The sequence below is a fragment of the Rhodococcus sp. RS1C4 genome (assembly GCF_002258225.1).
Classification (GTDB): domain Bacteria; phylum Actinomycetota; class Actinomycetes; order Mycobacteriales; family Mycobacteriaceae; genus Rhodococcoides; species Rhodococcoides fascians_E.
Genome location: NZ_NOXZ01000049.1, coordinates 1 through 19955, shown reverse-complemented (window position 1 = coordinate 19955; position 19955 = coordinate 1). Strand labels below are relative to the sequence as shown.

Genomic DNA, 19955 nt, shown 5'->3' with positions numbered 1-19955 from the left:
AAGGCACCGGATCCGTTCCGAGCGTCCCGCGTTCGAACTGCACTACCCGCACATGGTCGAACGCCTCCGCGCCGAAGCCCACGTCGGACCAGGTGCCCATGGTGGACACACCACCGAAGTCCTCGAACAGGCACGTCGCGCACCTATCGCGACGAGCGACCACGAAGGATCCGGCGACCACGACCCTAAGTAAACATCCAGTCAGTCGGCAAGAGCCCCTCCCGGAACTCGGGCGGGGCTCTTCGCTTGCGACAATCTGATCAGTGAAGCAGCAAGAATGGCGACGCACCACCGAGGTCAGCGTCGTCGCGAAGGGAGAATCGGTGCCTGACAGAGGTTTCGCTACCGAGGACATCGCTGTACTCGTCACCGTCACCGGGCCCGACAAACCTGGCGTCACCTCGGTTCTGTTCGCGGCGCTCTCGCGTCACGAGGTGAGCCTCCTCGATGTGGAGCAGGTGGTCATCCGCGGCCGACTGACTCTCGGCGTCCTGCTGTCGTGCCCACGCGATCCCGAGGCACTGCAGGACGAGCTGGAGGAAGCCATGTCCACCGTCGGCGTCCACGTCGACGTCGAGATCGGTGCCGACCCGGTGGGCAGTCGGAGTCTCGCGACTCACGTCGTCGTCGTCCTCGGCCGTCCGGTCACCGCTCGGGCCTTCAGCAGCATCTCGCGCGAGCTCGCGAGACAGGGTGCCAACATCGACTCCATTCGCGGAGTCGCCGACTATCCGGTCACGGGTCTCGAACTCGACGTCACGGCCACCAACACGTCGCCGGACGCAGACCGTCAACTCAGAAAAGGTCTGTCCGAGGTCGCGGCGGGCGTCGGCGTCGACGTGGCCGTCGAACGCGCAGGCATCGCGCGCCGCTCCAAGCGACTCATCGTCTTCGACGTCGACTCGACGCTGGTTCAGGGCGAAGTGATCGAGATGCTGGCTGCCAAAGCCGGACGTGAGGCCGAGGTTCGCGCGGTCACCGAATCCGCCATGCGCGGCGAGATCGATTTCACCGAGTCGCTGCACCAACGCGTGCAGGCATTGGCCGGACTCGACGCATCCGTCATCGAAGACGTCGCCGACGAGCTCGAGCTGACGGCGGGTGCCCGCACGACCATTCGTACGCTGCGTCGTCTCGGGTACGCCTGCGGCGTCGTCTCCGGTGGTTTCCGTCAGGTCATCGAGGGACTCGCTCACGAGCTGGAACTGGATTTCGTCAAGGCGAACACACTCGAGATCGTCGACGGCAAACTGACCGGGCGTGTGGTCGGCGAGATCGTCGACCGAGCTGCCAAAGCGACAGCGTTGCGCGAGTTCGCGGCCCAGGCCGGTGTTCCGATGGAACAGACGGTGGCCGTCGGAGACGGAGCGAACGACATCGACATGCTGACCGCCGCGGGTCTCGGAGTGGCGTTCAACGCCAAGCCTGCGTTGCGCGAGATCGCGGACACCGCGATCTCGCACCCGTACCTCGACGCGGTCCTGTTCATGTTGGGCGTGACACGTAGTGAGATCGAAGCTGCGGACGCCGTCGACGGCGGCGTCAGGCGAGTCCCGATCCTGTGAGCGACATCCCGGAAACCCCGGTGCCCGGCGCCGGGCCGATGGAGGCGACCGCCGAGAGTTCGCTCAGCACGTTCGCCGAGCGGCATGCGGTGCTGGCCCGGGGCTACGGCGGTCGTGCCGATCCGGAGGATCCCGCGGACGTGCTGGCGATGGCCGTCGTTCTGCACATCCCCAAGGCGGATCCGCCGCCGCGCAGCAGTCTGCTGGAAGCCGCCGCGGCCGCGGCCGTCGCGGTGTGTCTGGACGAACGTGTCGGATCCGGCGGCGAGTGGGAGGACCGCTTCCTCGCGTGGACCGGGTCGAGAATCCGCAAGGTCGCCAGGCGCGCGCGGGGCGCGCACTGGACCGCTGCGCAGGACGTTCCCGGACTGACCGTCGACGTCGGCGGCGCGCACGCCCGCGCTTTCGTTCCCGGCAGGGTGGGTGACCTGGATCCTCGCGTGAAGCGTCTGCAGATCGGCGGCACCGATGTCGCGCACGACGACGCGGGTGCACCGACACCGGGAGTACCGGTGCTGTGGATAGATCCGGCCCTCGAGATGACGGTGGGGAAAGCCGCCGCTCAGGTCGGACACGCGTCGATGTTGCTCGCGGGCGCGATGACTCCGGAGCAGTGCCAGGACTGGGCGCACACCGGGTTCGCCTGTTCCGTGCGTGACGCCGACGAGCAGCAGTGGCGCCGAGCGCGTGCCCTGGTCGAGGCAGGTCAGGCCGTGGCCGTGCGGGATGCGGGGTTCACCGAGGTGGCGCCCGGCTCGATGACGGTAGTCGCGGCAATCCGACCGTAGTCTCCACGGACCCGACGATCACGCCGCCGTACAGCGTCCACGTCCGGTCGGAGGGGTCCACTGCCTGAAAACTGGATGTTTCGGCAAGCGCCAGATCAGAACGACACTGGGTGAATGAGAAGGACGAAGCTCGACACACCGGTGCCGCCGCGCGCACGCAGAGAACTGACGATCCGACTGGTTGCCCTCTACGTCGGACTGTGGCTCTACGGAGCGTCCATGGCGTTGATGGTGACGGCCGGTCTCGGCCTCGATCCGTGGGATGTGTTCCATCAAGGAGTCAGCCGGCACGTGCCGTTGAGCTTCGGCGCGATCACCGCACTGACCGGCGCCGTCGTTCTGCTCCTGTGGATTCCGTTGCGCCAGAAGCCCGGACTGGGGACCGTCAGCAACGTCGTGGTCATTGCGATCGCGGTGGACGCCACGCTGCACTGGCTCCCGGAGGTAGGGAACATGGCCGTCCGCATCGCGCTGTTGGTGACCGGAATCGTCGTGAACGCCTTCGCGACTGCGCTGTACATCGGTGCGGGCATGGGGCCGGGTCCGCGCGACGGGTTGATGACAGGACTCGTCGCGCGAACCGGACTGTCCGTGCGACTGATTCGCACGTGCATCGAGTTGGCGGTGGTGGCAACGGGGTGGCTCCTGGGCGGCACTGTCGGGGTCGGGACCCTGCTGTACGCGTTCGGAATCGGACCCCTCGTTCAACTGTTCATGACTTACCTGCCGTCGCTGCGGAACACGAGCACACCCGGTCCGGTCAGCGAGATCGCCGATCCGGCTTCGACGGACGCCGCGTCGGTCGGAATGCCGCGTGGTTCGGCCGAATCGAACACCGGCGCGAATCGTCGGGCAGCCCACGACGGGCAGGCCAGTGAGATCTCCGTCGGACCACCGGAGTGCACGATCAGCAGTGAGCTGTCGTCGTCGACGCGCACGCCGTCCGGTTCGTAGGACCGGACGTCGCCGCCGTCGACCCACGCCTGGATGGTGCGGACGGAGTCGTCGTTCCACTGTTCGGTCGTCAACTCGCTGCCGTGTCCGTCGAACCAGACCAGGTCCGGTCGGCCCGACGGGGTGTCCCGTCCGAAGAAGAATTCCTGCTGCCGGAGCGACGGTGCGCTTCGTCTGATCCGAAGCACGCGTGAGACGAACGCGACGAGATCGGAATCGACGTTCGACCAGTCGATCGCCCACGCGTCCTCGGCTGGTGCGTCCTCGGCGATGCAGTACGCGTTGTTGTTGCCGAACTGCGTGTGTCCCAGTTCGTCTCCGGCGAGCAGCATCGGCGTTCCGGTGGACAGTGCAAGGGTGGCGAGCAGTGCGCGTACGTGGCGGGCTCGTGCACCGGTGACGGCCGGGTCGTCCGTCGGTCCTTCGACGCCGTGGTCGACCGAGATGTTGTTGTCGGTCCCGTCGCGGTTCTCCTCGCCGTTGGCCTCGTTGTGCTTGCGCGAGTACGACACGAGGTCCCGGGCGGTGAAGCCGTCGTGGGCGGTGACGAAATTGATCGATGCCCAGGGCTTTCGGCTGCCACCGCCGTAGATGTCCTCGGATCCGGCGAGCCGTGACGCGAGCTCGCGCACACCGATCTGTTCCGCCCAGAATCGGCGGATCGTGTCGCGATAGCGGTCGTTCCATTCGGACCACATCGGGCCGAATCCACCCACTTGATAGCCGGCTCCCGTTGCATCCCACGGCTCGGCGATGAGCTTGACTCGTGAGAGAACCGGATCGGTCGTGATGGCTGTGAGGAGGGGTGCGCGGGAATCGAATCGCCACCCTCCCGGCCGGCCCAGCGTGCTGGCGAGATCGAATCGGAAGCCGTCGACTCCCATGACCTCGGTCCAGTACCGCAGGCTGTCACAGACCATGCGCACCACGGCGGGCGACGCGGAGTCGAGTGTGTTGCCGCACCCGGTGATGTCGACGTCGTAACCGCGACCGTCCAGCAGGTAGTAACCCGGCGCGTCGAGTCCGCGCCAGCTGATCGACGGCCCGGACACCGACGACTCGCACGTGTGGTTGTAGACGACGTCGAGCACGACTTCGATTCCGGCGCTGTGCAGTACGTCGACCATCGTCTTGAACTCGGTCACCTCGGCGCCGGGTTCGGACGCGAAACGTGGATCGGGCGCGAAGAACGCACCCGTCGAATATCCCCAGTGGTTACGCATTCCCCGTGCCCGCACGTCGGGTTCGGTCGACATCGCCTGCACCGGAAGAAGTTCCACCGTCGTCACGCCGAGTGTGGTCAGGTGTCGGAGTACCGCGGGTGCCGTGAGGCCCAGGTACGTCCCTCGGTGCTGCGCGGGTACGTCCGGATGTCTGGCGGTGTAGGCGCCGACGTGGAGCTCGTACAGCACGGTTCGATCCCAGGGAACGGACGGCCGGACGACCTCGCGCAGGACGGCCGGGTCGGTGACGACCGACAACGGCATGTGCCCGAGCGAATCGACTGTGCTCGGTTGCCCGAACGGCTCGTCGTCGTAGGGGAGAAGGGCGTGCGCGTCGCCCAGCTGCCCGGCGATCTGCCGGCCCGCGGGGTCGAGAAGAATCTTCCGGCCGTTGAAGCGTCGCCCGCCCGCCGGGTCCCACGGACCGTGCGCTCGGAACCCGTATCTGGTGCCGGGGGTCACGCCGGGGACGAAACCGTGCCGAATCCCGAAGGTCTTCTCCCGAAGTTCGACGCGCCGTTCGGAGCCGTCGGGATCGACAAGGCATACCTCGACGCCGTCGGCCTCGGGCGAGTGGACCGCGAATTGCGTACCACTTGCCGACGCAGTAGCTCCCAACGGAAACGGAGAGCCCGGAGGAGAGGACTCCTCGCGGGAGGCGGGACGATCGTCGGTGTGATCAATGAAGGGCGACACGCTTCGAGATCCTGCCGTGTGTGGGGGATGGATGTGCGACAAGATAGATCACGTGTCTGAACCGGATCCCGATTTGCTCATCGATTTCAACGACGTACTCATCAGGCGAGGTGGGGTGACGCTGGTCGGCCCGGTCACCTGGCAGGTGGAACTCGACGAACGATGGGTGGTGCTCGGACCCAACGGGGCGGGCAAGACCTCCCTGATGCGGATCGCAGCCGCCGAGGTGCATCCGACGTCGGGCACCGCACACGTCCTCGGTGAAGTGATGGGGAAGGCCAACGTCGCTGATCTCAAGACGCGCATCGGACTGTCGTCGTCGGCTCTCGCTCATCGCATCCCTGCCGACGAGACGGTGAGCGATCTGGTCGTGTCCGCCGGATACAGCGTGCTGGGACGGTGGCGTGAACGGTACGACGACATGGACACCGAGCGCGCGGTGGACATGCTGGAGAGTCTCGGAGCCGAACATCTGTCGCAGCGGACGTACGGAACGTTGTCCGAAGGCGAACGCAAGCGCGTGTTGATCGCCCGTGCGTTGATGACCGACCCCGAACTCCTTCTGCTCGACGAGCCCGCCGCGGGTCTCGACCTGGTCGGCCGCGAGGAACTCGTCGCGCGACTGGCGGATCTCGCCGCCGATCCCGACGCACCGGCCACCGTCCTGATCACCCACCACGTCGAGGAGATTCCCCCGGGCTTCAGTCACGCACTGCTGCTGAAGGAAGGTGGTGTGGTGGCGCAGGGGCTCGTCGACGACGTGATCACCGCCGAGAACCTGACGGAGGCATTCAGCCAGTCGATCACTCTCGATCGGGTCGACGGGCGTTTCTTCGCTCGGCGGACACGAGCTGCCGGGCAGCACCGCCGGTGACACGTCCGACAATCGGACGTTGTAGTTTCCGAGGATGACTCCGACCGAAGTTGTGCCCGCCCGGGACGCGTCGACCGTGATCCTCGTCCGCGATGCCACGGCCGGAATCGAGGTGTTCCTCCTCGAGCGCGTGTCCGGCATGGCGTTCGCCGGCGGCATGACCGTGTTTCCCGGCGGCGGCGTCGACGCGTCCGACGGTGACGCCGACCTGGCCTGGGCAGGGCCCGACGCCTCGTGGTGGGCAAGCAGGCTGGGCGTCGACGAACGCAGAGCTGCGTCACTCGTCTGCGCGGCGGCCCGCGAGACGTTCGAGGAATGCGGAGTGCTGCTCGCCGGTCCGACACCCGACTCGGTTGTGCGTGACACCTCCGTCTACGCCGACGACCGGGCGGCACTCGAACGGCACGAACTCACCTTCGCAGCCTTCCTCGAGCGCCACGGTCTGGTCCTGCGGACCGACCTGCTGCGACCGTGGTCCAACTGGATCACGCCGAACGGCGAGGCGCGCCGCTACGACACCCACTTCTTCGTCGCGGTCACGCCCGAAGGGCAGATCGCCGACGGTGACACGCGCGAGGCCGCGTCGGTCGGGTGGCGGTCACTCGAATCCGCACTGGACGACTGGCGCGGCGGACGGACGATTCTGCTTCCCCCCACGTGGAGTCAACTGGCCGGGTTGTCGGCCTTCGACTCGGTGTCCGACGTCCTTGCCGCGGAACCGGTCATCACTCCCATCCAGCCGAACCTCTACCACGTCGACGGGGAACTGCGGGTCGACTTTCCCGACCACGAGGCCTACTACGCGGGCAGTGCGCACCCGTGGTCGGGGAGATGACACCGGGCACCCGGTAGCGTGTGCGGACATGGCTGAGTTCGTGAATCTCGAGGTATCCGACGGTATCGGCACCATCCGCTTGGATCGACCACCGATGAACGCGTTGAACCGTCAGGTGCAAGAGGAGATCAGGGCCGCCGCGCGTGCCGCGACGATCGATTCATCGGTCAAGGCTGTCATCGTCTACGGCGGCGAGAAGGTCTTCGCCGCCGGTGCGGACATCAAGGAAATGGTGGAGTTGTCGCCCGCGCAGATGACCGACATCATCGGGGATCTGCAGTCCGCACTCGGGTCGGTGTCCGAGATCCCCAAACCCGTCGTCGCGGCGATCACGGGTTACGCACTCGGAGGTGGCCTCGAGGTCGCGTTGAGCGCCGACCGGCGAATTGCGGGCGACAATGCGAAACTCGGTGTGCCGGAAGTGCTTCTCGGCGTCATCCCCGGCGGCGGCGGTACCCAGCGGTTGGCACGGCTCGTGGGTCCGAGCAAGGCCAAGGATCTGGTCTTCACCGGTCGATTCGTCGGAGCCGAGGAAGCGCTCCGCATCGGACTGGTCGACGAGGTCGTCGCCCCGGACGAGGTGTACAACGCCGCGAGAAAATGGGCGTCGCAGTTCACCAAGGGTGCTTCGCGGGCGCTGGCTGCGGCCAAGGCGTCGATCGACCAGGGCCTCGACACGGATCTGCACACGGGCCTGAAGATCGAAGCTCAGCAGTTCGCCGCTCTGTTCGCGACGAAGGATCGGACCATCGGCATGGAGTCGTTCATCGCCAACGGACCGGGCAAGGCCGACTTCACCGGCGAGTGACCGCCTGACCACGAAACTGGAACTTGTTCATTTCCTACCGGATAGTAGGCTGCCCTCATGACTGCAAGCCCTCACGACGGTTCGTCCGACACCAAGGCGGCCGGCGCTGATTCCAGCCTCCACGTCGTACCGGACCCCGCGCCCAACCCGCACGCCACGGCGGAGCAGGTGGAGGCCGCGCGGAGCGACACCAAGCTCGCCCAGGTCCTCTACCACGACTGGGAGGCCGAGACGTACGACGACAAGTGGTCCATCTCGTACGACGAGCGCTGCATCGACTACGCCCGCGGACGGTTCGATCAAGCGGTCGGCTCCGCTCCCGACGCGCAGGACGCGCTGCCGTACGGTCGCGCACTCGAACTGGGGTGTGGGACCGGGTTCTTCCTGCTGAACCTCATGCAGGCGGGTATCGCGAAGAAGGGTTCGGTCACGGACCTGTCGCCGGGCATGGTCAAGGTGGCACTGCGCAACGCCGAGCACCTGAACCTCGACGTCGACGGCCGTGTCGCGGACGCGGAGACCATCCCGTACGAGGACAACACGTTCGATCTCGTCGTCGGACACGCCGTGCTGCACCATATTCCGGACGTGGAGCAGTCGCTCCGCGAGGTACTCCGCGTGCTCAAGCCCGGGGGCCGCTTCGTGTTCGCCGGCGAGCCGACGACGGTCGGAAACTTCTACGCTCGGTGGTTGGGCCGCGCTACGTGGGAAACCACCACGCGAATCACGAAACTGCCGTTCCTGGAGAGCTGGCGCAAGCCGCAGGAGGAACTCGACGAGTCCTCGCGGGCCGCGGCTCTCGAAGCCGTCGTCGACCTGCACACGTTCGATCCGAGCGATCTCGAGAACATCGCGGCGAGCGCGGGTGCCGTCGACGTCGAGGCGCGAACGGAAGAGTTCGCCGCAGCGCTGCTCGGCTGGCCGGTCCGAACGTTCGAAGCAGCAGTTCCCGCCGAGAAGCTGGGATGGAACTGGGCCAAGTTCGCGTTCGCCGGCTGGAAGACACTCAGCTGGGTCGACGAGAACGTGCTCAAGCACGTCGTGCCGCGTGGATTCTTCTACAACGTGATGATCACCGGTGTGAAGCCGTCCTGACCGTTCGCACTCGCTGAACGTATCGGCACTGTCATGAGCTACACCTTCACCGACGCCGACATCGACTACCTCACCGGTGATGTCGGCGTCGGTGCGCTCGACTGGATGTCCGGCCGGGCGCTGACCAGGCAATCCATGCTCGCGGACGTCACCGCGGCACGCAGCAGGTTCGGCGAGAACGCCGCCGTGCTCGTCGAGACCACCACCGTGCGGCGCAAGGCGTCGGGCAAGCTCGACGGTGCCGAGTCATGGCTGCTGACCGACGACGCCGTGCAGCAGGCGACGCCGACGATCGTGGCGCGGCGCCGTGCCGAGCGGCTCGCGGGCCGCGACGTGCACGACGTCACCTGCTCGATCGGCACCGAACTGGACTCGTTGGTCCGTACCGCACGGACCGTGCTGGGAAGCGACCTCGACCCGGTGCGGTTGCGCATGGCACGCCACAACGTTCCGGCGGCGTCGGTCGTTCGCGCCGACGCACTCGTCCCCGTGTCCCGCGGCACCGTCGTGCTCGCCGACCCCGGGCGACGTTCCGGAGGCAGACGCACCCATGACCCTGCGGCTCTGCAGCCGCCGCTACCGGACCTGATCGAGACGTACTCCGGCCGCGATCTCGTCGTCAAGTGCGCTCCCGGTTTGGATTTCGACTCACTCGGGTGGGCCGGTGAAGTCGAACTGGTGTCGCTCGACGGCGGGGTCAAGGAAGCGTGCCTGTGGTCCGACGGCCTGTCCACGACGTCGATCACACGGCGCGCGTCGGTACTGAGTTCCGACGGATCCGCCTACGAGATCACCGATTCCGAGCCCGACGACATCGACTCCGCCGAACCCGGGGAGTGGTTGATCGACCCCGACGGAGCCATCGTCCGCGCAGGTCTCGTTCGTCACTACGGGGCTCGGCACGGGTTGTGGCAACTCGATCCGCGCATCGCATACCTGACCGGCAACGCGGTGCCCGAGGGCGTGAACGGATTCCGCATCCTCGACCGGATCAAGTACTCGGAGAAATCGTTGCGGCAGGCCCTTGCCGCGCACGGATGCGGATCGGTGGAGATCCTGGTGCGTGGCGTGGACGTCGACCCCGCAGTGCTACGGCCCCGCCTGAAGCTGAAGGGGGACACAGCACTGTCGGTGATCATCACGCGGATCGGCCGGTCCGGTGTGGCGTTCGTCTGCCAGGCTCGTCGCCCGGGCAGGACCGATCAGGACGTGAAGGTGAAGATCTCGCCGAGGTAGGTCGACGTGACCACCTGGCCGTCCGGCCCGATCGACGTACCGACCGTGGAGCCGGAGGCGCCGTCGAGCACCTGCTCGGACACCGTCTCCCCGCTCGCCGAGTCCAGCGCAACGAGCACTACGTCGTCACCCCGGCCGACGACCGTGACGATGCGGCCGTCGGCGGTGCTCACCGGAGTACCCAACTGCTGCAGATCATCTCGCGACCACGAGACACTCGCGCTGGTGCCGTCGTCGCGGATGGAGCGCACCGACCCCTCGCCGCCCGACGGGACGATCGAACCGTCGCCCGCGACCGATGGTGTGTTGCTCGCACCGAATCCGGCTCCGAACGTCCACCGCTGCGCACCGTTCGAGGCGTCGAACGCGGACACCCGGCCGTCGACGTCGGCGAGATAGATCGTCGAGCCGTCCTCCGACAGAACAGGACTCGACGACACTCCGGCCGGGAGCAGTTCCGACGACCAACGCTCCGTGATCGACGGTGTCGCCTCCGCGTCGTAGTGCAGCGAGATCAACTGCGGTGCAACGGCACCCGAACGCCACAAAACGAGATAGATGTTCGACGCATCCAGGTCCACGGCAGGCGTGGCCGCCACCGCGCACTCGGCGGAACCCGACGCGCACGCATCGAGACCGGTTGCAGGCGGAAGAAAATCGGCGCCGGGCTCGGCCAGGAAGTCGGGAGGGTCGATCAGATCGTGGATCGGCACGACGGACTTGCCGGTCTGGGTGTCCAGGACATTGATCTGACCGAACTGCGTCACAGCCAGAACGCTACCGTCACCGAGGAACTGCGCAGAACGTGGAACGCCGTTGGTGGGAGTGCGCCAACGCAATTGACCGTGCTCGTTGAACGACGAGAACCCACCGTCGTCGCCGACGTACACATTGGCCACGGAATCGACCAGAGGTGTCTCGGTGCCCACGGACGGCCCCACACGGTTGCACCAACGCTTACGGCCCGACTCGATCTCGAACGAGAAGAGATTGCACCCGGCCTCACCGAACGTCGAGACGAACATCTGACCGCTCGCCGCGATCGACACCGGCGACGACGTCGTCGCCCCCAGCGGCCGCGACCACGCGAATCGAACGTCCGACAGTCCGACATGCTCGGTGGAGCTGCTGTTCCGGGAGTCACCGTGCACGACAGGCCACCCGTCGGGCGCGAAGGCGTCGATTGCCTCGCCGCCCCCGCCGCACGCCGCGGCGGTCAGGGCTGCAACGGTCGCCAGCGACACCACGCGAGCCACACCAGCTCTACCGCCAAGCACCTTGTTACTTCTCCTCGACCGTGTCCGACGCACATGATTCAAGGACAGAGACTATCCCGGCCACCGTCGCGATGGCCAAAGCGGTCCACACCGATCGTCCCGCAGGCTCCACTCGTGCCCTATCGGGTCGTTCCGCAAGCTCCACTCCTGCCGTCCCCGGGTCGTTCCGCAAGCTCCACTCCTGCCGTCCCCGGGTCGTTCCGAGTCACCCTGCAGTGCCGCTAGGGTGGACGGCTATGACGAGCATGTGGAACGCGCCGCTGCGTTCACGCTGGCGGGGATCCCGACGACGCGACGAGGATCAGGCCAGGTTCCTCACCCGCGACTCGCTCCGCTGGGTGCTGAAGAACAAGGCCTACACACCGTGGTACCTCGTTCGGTACTACCGGCTCGCTCGGTTCAAGGCTGCCAATCCTCATGTCGTGCTTCGGGGAATGGTGTTCCTCGGCAAGAACGTCGAGATCCATTCGACTCCCGAGTTGTCCCGGCTGGAGATCGGGCGATGGGTACACATCGGCGACGGCAATGCCATTCGCTGCCACGAAGGATCGCTGCGGATCGGCGACAAAGTGGTCTTCGGCAAGGACAACGTCGTCAACACCTACCTCGACATCGAGATCGGTGCGTCGACGCTCGTTGCGGACTGGTGCTACATCTGCGATTTCGACCATCGGATGGACGACGTCACCACACCGATCAAGGACCAGGGGATCGTCAAGGGACCGGTCCGGATCGGTCCCGACACCTGGATCGCCGCCAAGGTGACGGTTCTACGCGAGACCAGCGTCGGCCGCGGATGTGTGCTCGGTGCACACGCCGTCGTCAAAGGTGTCGTACCGGATTACAGCATCGCCGTCGGTGCACCGGCCAAGGTGGTCCGCAACCGCAAGGCCGACTGGGAAGCCGGTGCTGCCGAGCGCGCGAAATACATCGCTGCGCTCGAGGACATCGAACGCAAGAAAGCACTCAGGGCGGCGGAAGCTGCGCGCGGCGACTCAACTGCGCTCGGGTAGAGCGCGTTCGACGATTGTGGGCCGCGCGAGCGGATACCGCACCTTCCGTTTCGCGGCCAGATAGACCTGGGCGGTGGCTTCCGCGACGTGCTTCCAGTCGAAGTCGACGGTCAACCGCTCGCGGGCAGCGTGCGCACGCTCCTGAGCTGCATCGACGTTGTCGAGAACGCGCCGAACCCCAGCGGCGAGGCCTGCGACGTCGGACGGCTCGAAGGACAGACCGGTCACGCCGTCGACGATCGCTTCACCCAGCCCACCGGCAGTCGACGCCACCAGCGGGGTTCCCGCTGCGGCGGCTTCGAGAGCGATGATGCCGAAGGGCTCGTAGCGGCTGGGTAGGACGATCGCGTCGGCTCCGTGGAGCCAGGACAGCAGTTCCGTGTGGTCGAGCGATCCGAGGAACGAGACTGCGCGGGTCACCCGATGCGTCCGGGCGAGCTCCGCCAGCCAAGCGAACTGCGTTCCCTCGCCTGCGATGTGCAGCGTGGTGCCGGGATGGCTCCGACGGATGCGCGGCATGGCGGCGATGACGTCCTGTATGCCCTTCTCGTATTCGAGACGGCCGACGTACAGCAGTGTGGCGGGTTCCTGGCGAGGCTGGCGAGGACGGAAGTTCCACGTGCGGATGTCGATGCCGTTCCTGATGACCGACACCGCCGAGTCGCGAATCCCGAACAGTCGAGTGACCTCGTCCTTCATCGACGCCGAACAGGTGATGACCGCGTCGGAATCGTTGGCCAGCCACCATTCGATGGAATGCACCTGACGATTGATCGTGCCGGAGATCCAGCCACTGTGCCTGCCCGCCTCGGTGGCGTGGATCGTCGAGACGAGGGGGACGTCGAAGTGTTCGGCGAGCGCGATGGAAGGGTGCGCCACCAGCCAGTCGTGCGCGTGGACCACGTCGGGTTGCCAGCCGTCGCCAAGGCCCGGTTTGCCGAGTGCGATTCCGGCGCGAACCATCGCGTGTCCCATGGCAAGGGTCCACGCCAGCATGTCCTCGCCGAAGACGAAGTGTGCGGGATCCTCGGCCACCGCGACCACCAGGACGCCGTCGTCGATGCGATGGTGCGTGGGATGGGTCGACGCATCGGTGCCCGTCGGGCGGCGCGCCAGAACGACGACTTCGTGCCCAGCGGAGACGAGTTCGGTAGCCAGATGATGGACGTGTCGGCCCAGCCCTCCGACGACGACCGGCGGGTACTCCCACGAGACCATCAGAATCTTCACTTCAGTGCTCCCCTCCGAGCTCCCGATCCGTGCTGCAGGTTCTTCGGGTCGTACTTTCCTGCCACTCGACGAGCGTCGAGCGCCGGGAACAGCCCATCTGCCTGGTTCCACCCGCGTGCGAGCCGCTCCGCGTCGTCGTGACGACCACCGCGGACCGCGTCCGCGATCTCCCGGAGAGCGTGGGCGTGAACATGCGCGCGCTGACGCGCATATCCGGCCGCCGTGTCCTTGCTGACCATGAACGCCCAGTCACTGGCAACCGTGTTGAGTGTCTCACGCAGAATCTGGTCGTTCACCCTGTTGCGCAATTCGGGCATGCCCGATCGCTGCCCGTCCATCGTGCGCTGACCGTCGAGTGCGCTCAGTGCTGCCTCGACCACCTCGGCGTTCAGTGCAACCAGATCGCGTACGGCGTCTCCGTTCCACACGCGCCAGTCCTTGCCCGACCCCCACGAGGACTCGGTCAACTGGACCGGTGCGCCGACGAATCCCTTGGTGCGAGCGTCGTCCAGGGTTCCGACGTCGATCCCGGCTTCCGGCAGGGCTCGCAGGACGCGTTCGAGCCACACCGGGCCCTCGAACCACCAGTGGCCGAACAGTTCCGTGTCGAACGCCGCCACGACGAGTGCGGGTCGACCGATGCGATCGGACTCGGAGCGGAGCCTGCGCCTGACCGTGTCGACGAAATCCGCGACGTGGATGTCGATCGCGGCGGACGCGGCGGCTGGATCGTAGGGCTCTTTGTCGGCCGAGTCGACGGTTCGCCCGGTGACACGGGCGTGCTTGAGCCCGGTCGCATGGTCGTAGGTGTGGAAGTCGCGGTACGAGGCGTGCCCGGGGTAACCGGATTTCGGCGACCACACGCGATAGCTGACCTCGAGATCGCGCCCGAACGCGACGACGTCGGATTCTCGCACCGGTCGCCCGAGCGTCGTGTCGCCTCGCAGGGATGGGCCGTCGACCATGAAATGGGTGACCCCTGCGTCTGCGTATCCGACTTCCATCCCCGGTGCGTACGCACACTCTGGTGCCCAGATGCCGGTGGGCCGTGTGCCCCACCGCCTCGCCGCGTCGGAAAGCCCCTCGGACAGCGAGAATTCGCGCAGTCTCGGATCGAGCAGCGGTTGGAAGGGGTGGGCGAGGGGACCGCCGAGCAGTTCGACCGTTCCTGCGTCGACGAGTGTGCGAACGACCGGTGATCCGCCGTGCCGCCATTTCGTTTCGAATGTGTCGAGTGCCCGTGCAGCGCTTCTGTGTTCGCGGATCGACATCGCGCGATCGGTTGCCTCGTGTGCGCGCAGCTGCCAGTTTCCGAGCCAATGATGCATCCCCGCAAGGCAATGCGGGTCGTCGAGTTGAGCGGCGAGCACCGGCGTGATTCCGAGCGAGAGCAGGTTGGTACGTCCCTCGTCGGCGAGCGTCGAGAGCATGTCCGTCAGCGGCAGATAGGAGTCCGCCCACGATTGGTACAACCACTCCTCGCCGACCGGCCATCGGCCGTGATTGGCGAGCCAGGGCAGGTGCGAGTGCAGAACCAGAGCGAACATGCCCGGTTCGGTCACCTTCGGTGAAGGTGTGCTCACCCGCTCACCGCAGCTCCGCCGTGAGGCTTGATCGCGACGGCGACCAGGTCGAGGCTCCCGTCCATGTCCGTCGGGTGGATGTCGAAATCTGCCGTGGTGATCGATGCGACATCGGCCGAGAGGGCTGCCGGCCAGGGCTCCCCGGCGAGTGCGCGCTCGATCTGAGCGTCGATGAACGACCCTCCGTGTTTGGAGTCGAGATCGCGCAGCGTGGACCCGTGATGAACACCGGTCATCACGTCGACGGTGAAACCGGCCTGTTCCAGCAGCTCCGACAACTCGTCGGCGTTCAGCTCGCGCGTGTGGAACGGATTCAACGGAGTGTCTCGCCCCGGGGAGAACGTGATGCGATTCGGTGTACTGACGAGCAACTCTCCACCCGGGCGGAGGACCCGGAAGCACTCGTCGAGGAACTGCCCCTGATCCCACAGATGCTCGATCACCTGGAAGTTGACGACCACGTCCACCGAGTCGTCGCGAAGGGGCAGCTGCGCCAGATTGCCGCGGAGCATGCGGACTCCGCGATACCGATCGTGCACGTGAGCGGCGGCGCCTGCGTCGTAGTCCACGCCGGTGACCGACTCGGCAACGGCGTCGATCATGTTGGCGCCGTACCCTTCTCCCGATCCCGCCTCGAGGACGACGCGGTGCCGGCACCGCCCCAGCAGGTGCTCGTACACGACCTCGTGTCGGCGGAACCAGTAGTTCTCCTCCGCGATGCCAGGAACCGTGCGCTCGCCGGTGAGGGGGAGCGGTGCGTCCGCGTTGGCTGTCGATGATTCGCTCACCGACGAGAGGGTAGTGCCTAGGTACGGAGAAGAACCATCGGCAGTGGCGTCCGATCAGGAGGGGGCGGATGTATTGTCGGATCGGAAATGCGGTAAGTTACCCACCAGTAACTAAACATGGGGTAATCTACGGCAGGGCCTAGAACAGCAAGAACCCATAAGGCACGACCCGATTCACCCTACGAATCAGCGGAACATGACCAGGAGGTCGACGCAGACCCATGACGAACATCGTTGTTTTGATCAAGCAGGTTCCCGACACGTGGTCCGAGCGCAAACTCACCGACGGTGACTACACGCTCGACCGCGAGGCAGCCGACGCCGTTCTCGACGAGATCAACGAGCGCGCCGTCGAAGAAGCCCTGCTCATCAAGGAATCACAGGGCGGCGAGGTGAAGGTGCTGTCCGCAGGCCCCGACCGCGCCACCGATGCCATCCGCAAGGCTCTGTCCATGGGTGCCGACAGCGCCGTGCACCTCAACGACCCGTCGCTCCACGGGTCCGACGCCATCCAGACTGCGTACGCGCTTGCAGCTGCGCTCGGAAACGTCGCGTTCGAGAACGACGAGCCCGCCGATCTGATCATCGCGGGTAACGAGGCCACCGACGGCCGTACGGGCGCTGTACCGGCGATCATCGCCGAGTACCTCCAGATTCCCGCTCTCACCCAGCTCCGCAAGCTGACCGTCGCCGACGGCACCGTGTCGGGCGAGCGCGAGACGGACGAGGGCATCTTCGGCCTCGAGGCAGCACTGCCGGCCATCGTCAGCGTCACCGAGAAGATCAACGAGCCGCGCTTCCCGTCCTTCAAGGGCATCATGGCCGCGAAGAAGAAGACGGTGCAGACCATCACGCTCGCCGAGATCGGCGTCGAAGACGGCATCGTCGGCGTGGAGAACGCAGGAACGACCGTCACGTCGTCCACCCCCAAGCCTCCCAAGACTGCAGGCGAGCGGGTCACCGACGAGGGCGACGGCGGCGACAAGATCGCCACCTACCTCGTAGGCCAGAAGATCATCTGATCCCGCCGACGTAACGCCGCGCAGACCACTTAAGGAGAGCAAGTCATGGCAGAAGTACTCGTGCTCGTGGAGCACGTCGAGGGAACCCTCAAGAAGGTCAGCACCGAGCTGATCACCGCGGCCCGTGCACTCGGCGAGCCGTCGGCAGTCGTCACCGGTCCCGCCGGTACCACCGACAAGCTGGCCGACGCATTGACCGAGGCAGGCGCGGAGAAGATCTACGCCGCAGAGTCCGACGACATCGACGGCTTCATCATCACCCCCAAGGTCGACGTACTCTCGGCACTCGCCGAGTCCGTCTCGCCCGCCGCGATCATCACCGCAGCCAGCATCGAAGGCAAGGAAGTCGCGGGACGCCTCGCGGCGCGCCTGGGCTCCGGTCTGCACAACGACGTCATCGCCGTGAACGGCGACGGCAGTGCCACCTACTCGATCTTCGGTGGCGCGTTCACCGTCGAGGCGAAGGCCAACGGAGACGTCCCCGTCATCTCGTTGCGTCCGGGTGCCGTGGAAGCCGAGCCGAAGGCAGGCGCGGGTAGCCGCGAAACAGTCGAGGTACCGGCACAGGAAGACGGCGTCGTCAAGGTCACCTCGCGTGACCCGATCGTCGGTGGCGACCGCCCGGAACTCACCGAAGCGACCGTCGTCGTGTCCGGTGGCCGTGGCGTCGGCAGTGCGGACAAGTTCAACGTCGTCGAGGACCTGGCCGATTCGCTCGGCGCAGCGGTCGGTGCGTCGCGTGCAGCGGTGGATTCCGGTTACTACCCGGGTCAGTTCCAGGTGGGTCAGACCGGTAAGACGGTCTCCCCGCAGCTCTACATCGCACTCGGCATCTCCGGCGCCATCCAGCACCGCGCCGGAATGCAGACCTCGAAGACCATCGTCGCAGTCAACAAGGACGAAGAAGCACCCATCTTCGAGATCGCCGACTACGGCATCGTGGGCGACCTGTTCAACGTCGCACCTCAGCTCACCGAAGCGGTGAAGAAGCACAAGGGCTGATATCGCCCGGACAGACGACACGCCCCCGCCTCCCCGTTTCGGGGGGGTGGGGGCGTTTCTGTCGTTCACGCAACGTGTTCGGACACGTTACCCACCTGATGCGCTGACGTGGCCGCGGCTCGTTAGACAACTTGCATGACCACTTCAGTCATGAACTCGCGTGCATCGTCCGTGCCCGAGTCGGCCACGAAGGGCCGAGCTGCCGACCGCTATTCGCTCGTCCTGTCCACCGACCGAGATCATCGCGACGCCGCTCAGAAACTCCGCTACGACGTGTTCGCGTCCGAACCCGGATACGACATCCCCCGAGATCCCAGCGGCCGCGACGCCGACCGCTTCGACGAATTCTGCGACCATCTTCTCGTCCGCGACAACACAACCGACGACTTCGTCGGTTGCTACCGCATGCTCACTCCCGACGCCGCCATCGCAGCCGGGGGTTACTACACCGCAACGGAATTCGATCTCACAGCCCTGAATCCGTCCGCATCCTCGGTAGTCGAGATGGGACGCGCCGTCGTGCGGCCCGAGCATCGATCCGGCTCCGTCCTCGGACTCATGTGGGCTGGAATCCTGCACTACCTCGAAGTGACCGGCCTCGAATGGGTCATGGGATGCGTATCGGTACCCATGCAGGCGTCCGCCGACGACGTTCCGGGGGCGAACGTCCGGGGCGTCCGCGACTTCCTGCTGGACAAGCATGGATCGGCACCCGACCGCCGCGTGATCCCACGTAACCCCGTCGTGGTCGACGGCCGCGGTCTCGACGAGATCGTGGCCCCTGCTCGCACATCGATCCCTCCGCTGCTTCGCGGATACCTGCGACTGAACGCGGTGGTGTGCGGAGAACCGTCGCACGACCCCGACTTCGGTGTCGCGGATTTCGTCGCACTGCTCGGGCTGAGCGATGCCAACACTCGGTACCTGGACCGGTTGAGAAGCGCGGCCAACACCTACGAGACGAGGGGACAGGGATGACCGCATCGAACATCGTCGACTCGTCCGGCCGCGCAGCCGAATCGGCCGTGACGGAACAGGTGGTGGATCATGCGTGGATGCCGTCCAGCCCGTGCGGAGACGGCTGCATCGCGCGCGGGAGCGCAACCGTGGGTTCGGTGGTGGTCGCACTGCGCATTCTGGTCGCGCTGTTCGCGGTCGCGCTACTTCCGGTACTGATCGCCGTCGGTGTGGTCTCACCCCGACTGCGCAGGCGCGTCACTCGATTCGGTGCGCGGATGTTGCTGTTCGCCGTCGGTATCGGGCTCTGCGTCCACGACCCGCGGTCGGATCGGGAACGCTCCCGTACCGAACACGGCGCGCTCGTCGTGGCCGGACACATTTCCTGGACGGACGTACTGGTCCTGACGGCACTGCGACCGGCGACGTTCGTCGCCCGCGGCGACCTGATCGAGTGGCCGGTACTGGGCCTGTTGGCCAGGGCAATGAAGGTGCTTCCCATTAACCGGCAGAAACTACGTGCGCTCCCGGGGACCGTCGACCAGGTTGCGGACAGACTGCGCGGCGGTGGAACGGTTGTGGTGTTCCCGGAAGCGACGACCTGGTGCGGACAGGCGTACGGCTCGTTCCGGCCTGCGATGTTCCAGGCCGCGATCGACACCGAGACCTGGGTGCAGCCGGTCCGGCTCGCGTACGTAGACGGAAATTCTGCTCGTACGACGGCGACGTGCTTCGTCGGCGACGAGACCATCGGTCAGTCGATCGGCCGAATCCTGCGGCTGAAAGGAATCGTCGCGCGCGTGGAACTGACCGCTCCCGAGGCGCCGGGCTCCGACCGTCGGGATCTCGCGAGGCGTTGCGAGGCGGCGGCGCGATCCGGTGATCGGCTCGACCCGACCGTGCACGATGTCGTCACCCTCGACGTCGTCCGAGCCCCGCAGCGACCGGTGCACCGCTGAGCAGGAACCTCGGCTGGACGGGTGTCGTGGCAGCATGATCGAGGTACACG

Annotated in this window: 17 protein-coding genes and 2 pseudogenes; 14 read left to right on the top strand and 5 right to left on the bottom strand. The window is 66.3% G+C overall.

Going from position 1 to position 19955, the window contains the following annotated elements; all coding sequences use genetic code 11:
- From CH289_RS28825 to yczE, 4 genes and pseudogenes are all read left to right on the top strand, one after another.
- Positions 1 to 193, top strand: a pseudogene (locus CH289_RS28825) (cytochrome ubiquinol oxidase subunit I); the annotation flags it as partial.
- 130 nt (positions 194 to 323) lie between these two features.
- Positions 324 to 1565 carry a phosphoserine phosphatase SerB gene (serB, locus tag CH289_RS25055; RefSeq protein WP_051127719.1) on the top strand — a complete coding sequence of 414 codons (1242 nt, stop codon included), beginning with the start codon at positions 324 to 326 and terminating at the stop codon, positions 1563 to 1565.
- Positions 1562 to 2353: an aminoacyl-tRNA hydrolase gene (locus CH289_RS25050; protein WP_020110360.1), complete on the top strand. Its 792-nt coding sequence runs from the start codon at positions 1562 to 1564 to the stop codon at positions 2351 to 2353. The genes serB and CH289_RS25050 overlap by 4 nt, the downstream gene beginning before the upstream one ends.
- A gap of 114 nt (positions 2354 to 2467) precedes the next feature.
- A pseudogene (gene yczE / locus CH289_RS29075) lies at positions 2468 to 3013 on the top strand (membrane protein YczE); the annotation flags it as partial.
- Positions 3014 to 3072: 59 nt separating this feature from the next.
- Here the strand turns inward: yczE and glgX are convergent.
- Positions 3073 to 5226, bottom strand: a complete 2154-nt coding sequence (gene glgX, locus CH289_RS25040; RefSeq protein WP_020110359.1) for a glycogen debranching protein GlgX — start codon at positions 5224 to 5226, stop codon at positions 3073 to 3075.
- 31 nt (positions 5227 to 5257) lie between these two features.
- Between glgX and CH289_RS25035 the strand changes: the two genes are divergently transcribed.
- Genes CH289_RS25035 through CH289_RS25015 form a run of 5 tightly spaced genes read left to right on the top strand, consistent with a single transcriptional unit; the run spans position 5258 to position 10074 of the window.
- A complete protein-coding gene (locus tag CH289_RS25035; protein WP_094728818.1) occupies positions 5258 to 6100 on the top strand; it encodes an ABC transporter ATP-binding protein in 843 nt (280 codons plus the stop codon).
- 34 nt (positions 6101 to 6134) lie between these two features.
- The gene (locus tag CH289_RS25030; RefSeq protein ID WP_020110357.1) at positions 6135 to 6935 is read left to right on the top strand and encodes an NUDIX hydrolase; all 801 of its coding nucleotides are present in this window, start codon (positions 6135 to 6137) and stop codon (positions 6933 to 6935) included.
- Positions 6936 to 6963: 28 nt separating this feature from the next.
- Positions 6964 to 7743, top strand: a complete 780-nt coding sequence (locus CH289_RS25025) for an enoyl-CoA hydratase/isomerase family protein (protein ID WP_019664344.1) — start codon at positions 6964 to 6966, stop codon at positions 7741 to 7743.
- Positions 7744 to 7800: 57 nt separating this feature from the next.
- Positions 7801 to 8838 (top strand): class I SAM-dependent methyltransferase, encoded by a 1038-nt coding sequence (locus CH289_RS25020; RefSeq protein WP_020110356.1) that lies wholly within the window; start codon positions 7801 to 7803, stop codon positions 8836 to 8838.
- A gap of 33 nt (positions 8839 to 8871) precedes the next feature.
- Entirely contained in the window at positions 8872 to 10074 is a 1203-nt protein-coding gene (locus CH289_RS25015; RefSeq protein WP_020110355.1) for a THUMP-like domain-containing protein, read from the top strand.
- On the opposite strand, the gene CH289_RS25010 is transcribed toward CH289_RS25015, so the two are convergent.
- Positions 10041 to 11351, bottom strand: coding sequence for an outer membrane protein assembly factor BamB family protein (locus CH289_RS25010; protein WP_230594063.1), 1311 nt, complete (start codon positions 11349 to 11351; stop codon positions 10041 to 10043). The genes CH289_RS25015 and CH289_RS25010 overlap by 34 nt on opposite strands.
- A gap of 236 nt (positions 11352 to 11587) precedes the next feature.
- Here CH289_RS25010 and CH289_RS25005 point away from each other — a divergent pair, with 236 nt between their 5' ends.
- Positions 11588 to 12364 (top strand): acyltransferase, encoded by a 777-nt coding sequence (locus CH289_RS25005; protein WP_019664340.1) that lies wholly within the window; start codon positions 11588 to 11590, stop codon positions 12362 to 12364.
- Here CH289_RS25005 and CH289_RS25000 read toward each other — a convergent pair.
- Genes CH289_RS25000 through CH289_RS24990 form a run of 3 tightly spaced genes read right to left on the bottom strand, consistent with a single transcriptional unit; the run spans position 12347 to position 15965 of the window.
- Positions 12347 to 13594, bottom strand: a complete 1248-nt coding sequence (locus CH289_RS25000; protein WP_019664339.1) for a glycosyltransferase family 4 protein — start codon at positions 13592 to 13594, stop codon at positions 12347 to 12349. The genes CH289_RS25005 and CH289_RS25000 overlap by 18 nt on opposite strands.
- The gene (locus CH289_RS24995) at positions 13591 to 15141 is read right to left on the bottom strand and encodes a 1,4-alpha-glucan branching protein domain-containing protein (RefSeq protein WP_176458852.1); all 1551 of its coding nucleotides are present in this window, start codon (positions 15139 to 15141) and stop codon (positions 13591 to 13593) included. Before CH289_RS24995 ends, CH289_RS25000 begins: the two co-directional genes overlap by 4 nt.
- A 32-nt stretch (positions 15142 to 15173) precedes the next feature.
- Positions 15174 to 15965 carry a class I SAM-dependent methyltransferase gene (locus CH289_RS24990; RefSeq protein WP_019664337.1) on the bottom strand — a complete coding sequence of 264 codons (792 nt, stop codon included), beginning with the start codon at positions 15963 to 15965 and terminating at the stop codon, positions 15174 to 15176.
- Between the two features lie 221 nt (positions 15966 to 16186).
- Between CH289_RS24990 and CH289_RS24985 the strand changes: the two genes are divergently transcribed.
- The 4 genes from CH289_RS24985 (at position 16187) to CH289_RS24970 (ending at position 19905) form a co-directional block, all read left to right on the top strand.
- Positions 16187 to 16987, top strand: coding sequence for an electron transfer flavoprotein subunit beta/FixA family protein (locus CH289_RS24985; RefSeq protein WP_019664336.1), 801 nt, complete (start codon positions 16187 to 16189; stop codon positions 16985 to 16987).
- Between the two features lie 45 nt (positions 16988 to 17032).
- On the top strand, positions 17033 to 17989 hold the full coding sequence (locus CH289_RS24980; protein WP_019664335.1) for an electron transfer flavoprotein subunit alpha/FixB family protein: 957 nt from the start codon (positions 17033 to 17035) through the stop codon (positions 17987 to 17989).
- A gap of 135 nt (positions 17990 to 18124) precedes the next feature.
- Positions 18125 to 18967, top strand: a complete 843-nt coding sequence (locus CH289_RS24975; protein ID WP_027498574.1) for a GNAT family N-acetyltransferase — start codon at positions 18125 to 18127, stop codon at positions 18965 to 18967.
- Positions 18964 to 19905 (top strand): lysophospholipid acyltransferase family protein, encoded by a 942-nt coding sequence (locus tag CH289_RS24970; RefSeq protein ID WP_020110351.1) that lies wholly within the window; start codon positions 18964 to 18966, stop codon positions 19903 to 19905. The genes CH289_RS24975 and CH289_RS24970 overlap by 4 nt, the downstream gene beginning before the upstream one ends.
- The last annotated feature ends 50 nt before the right edge of the window (positions 19906 to 19955 follow it).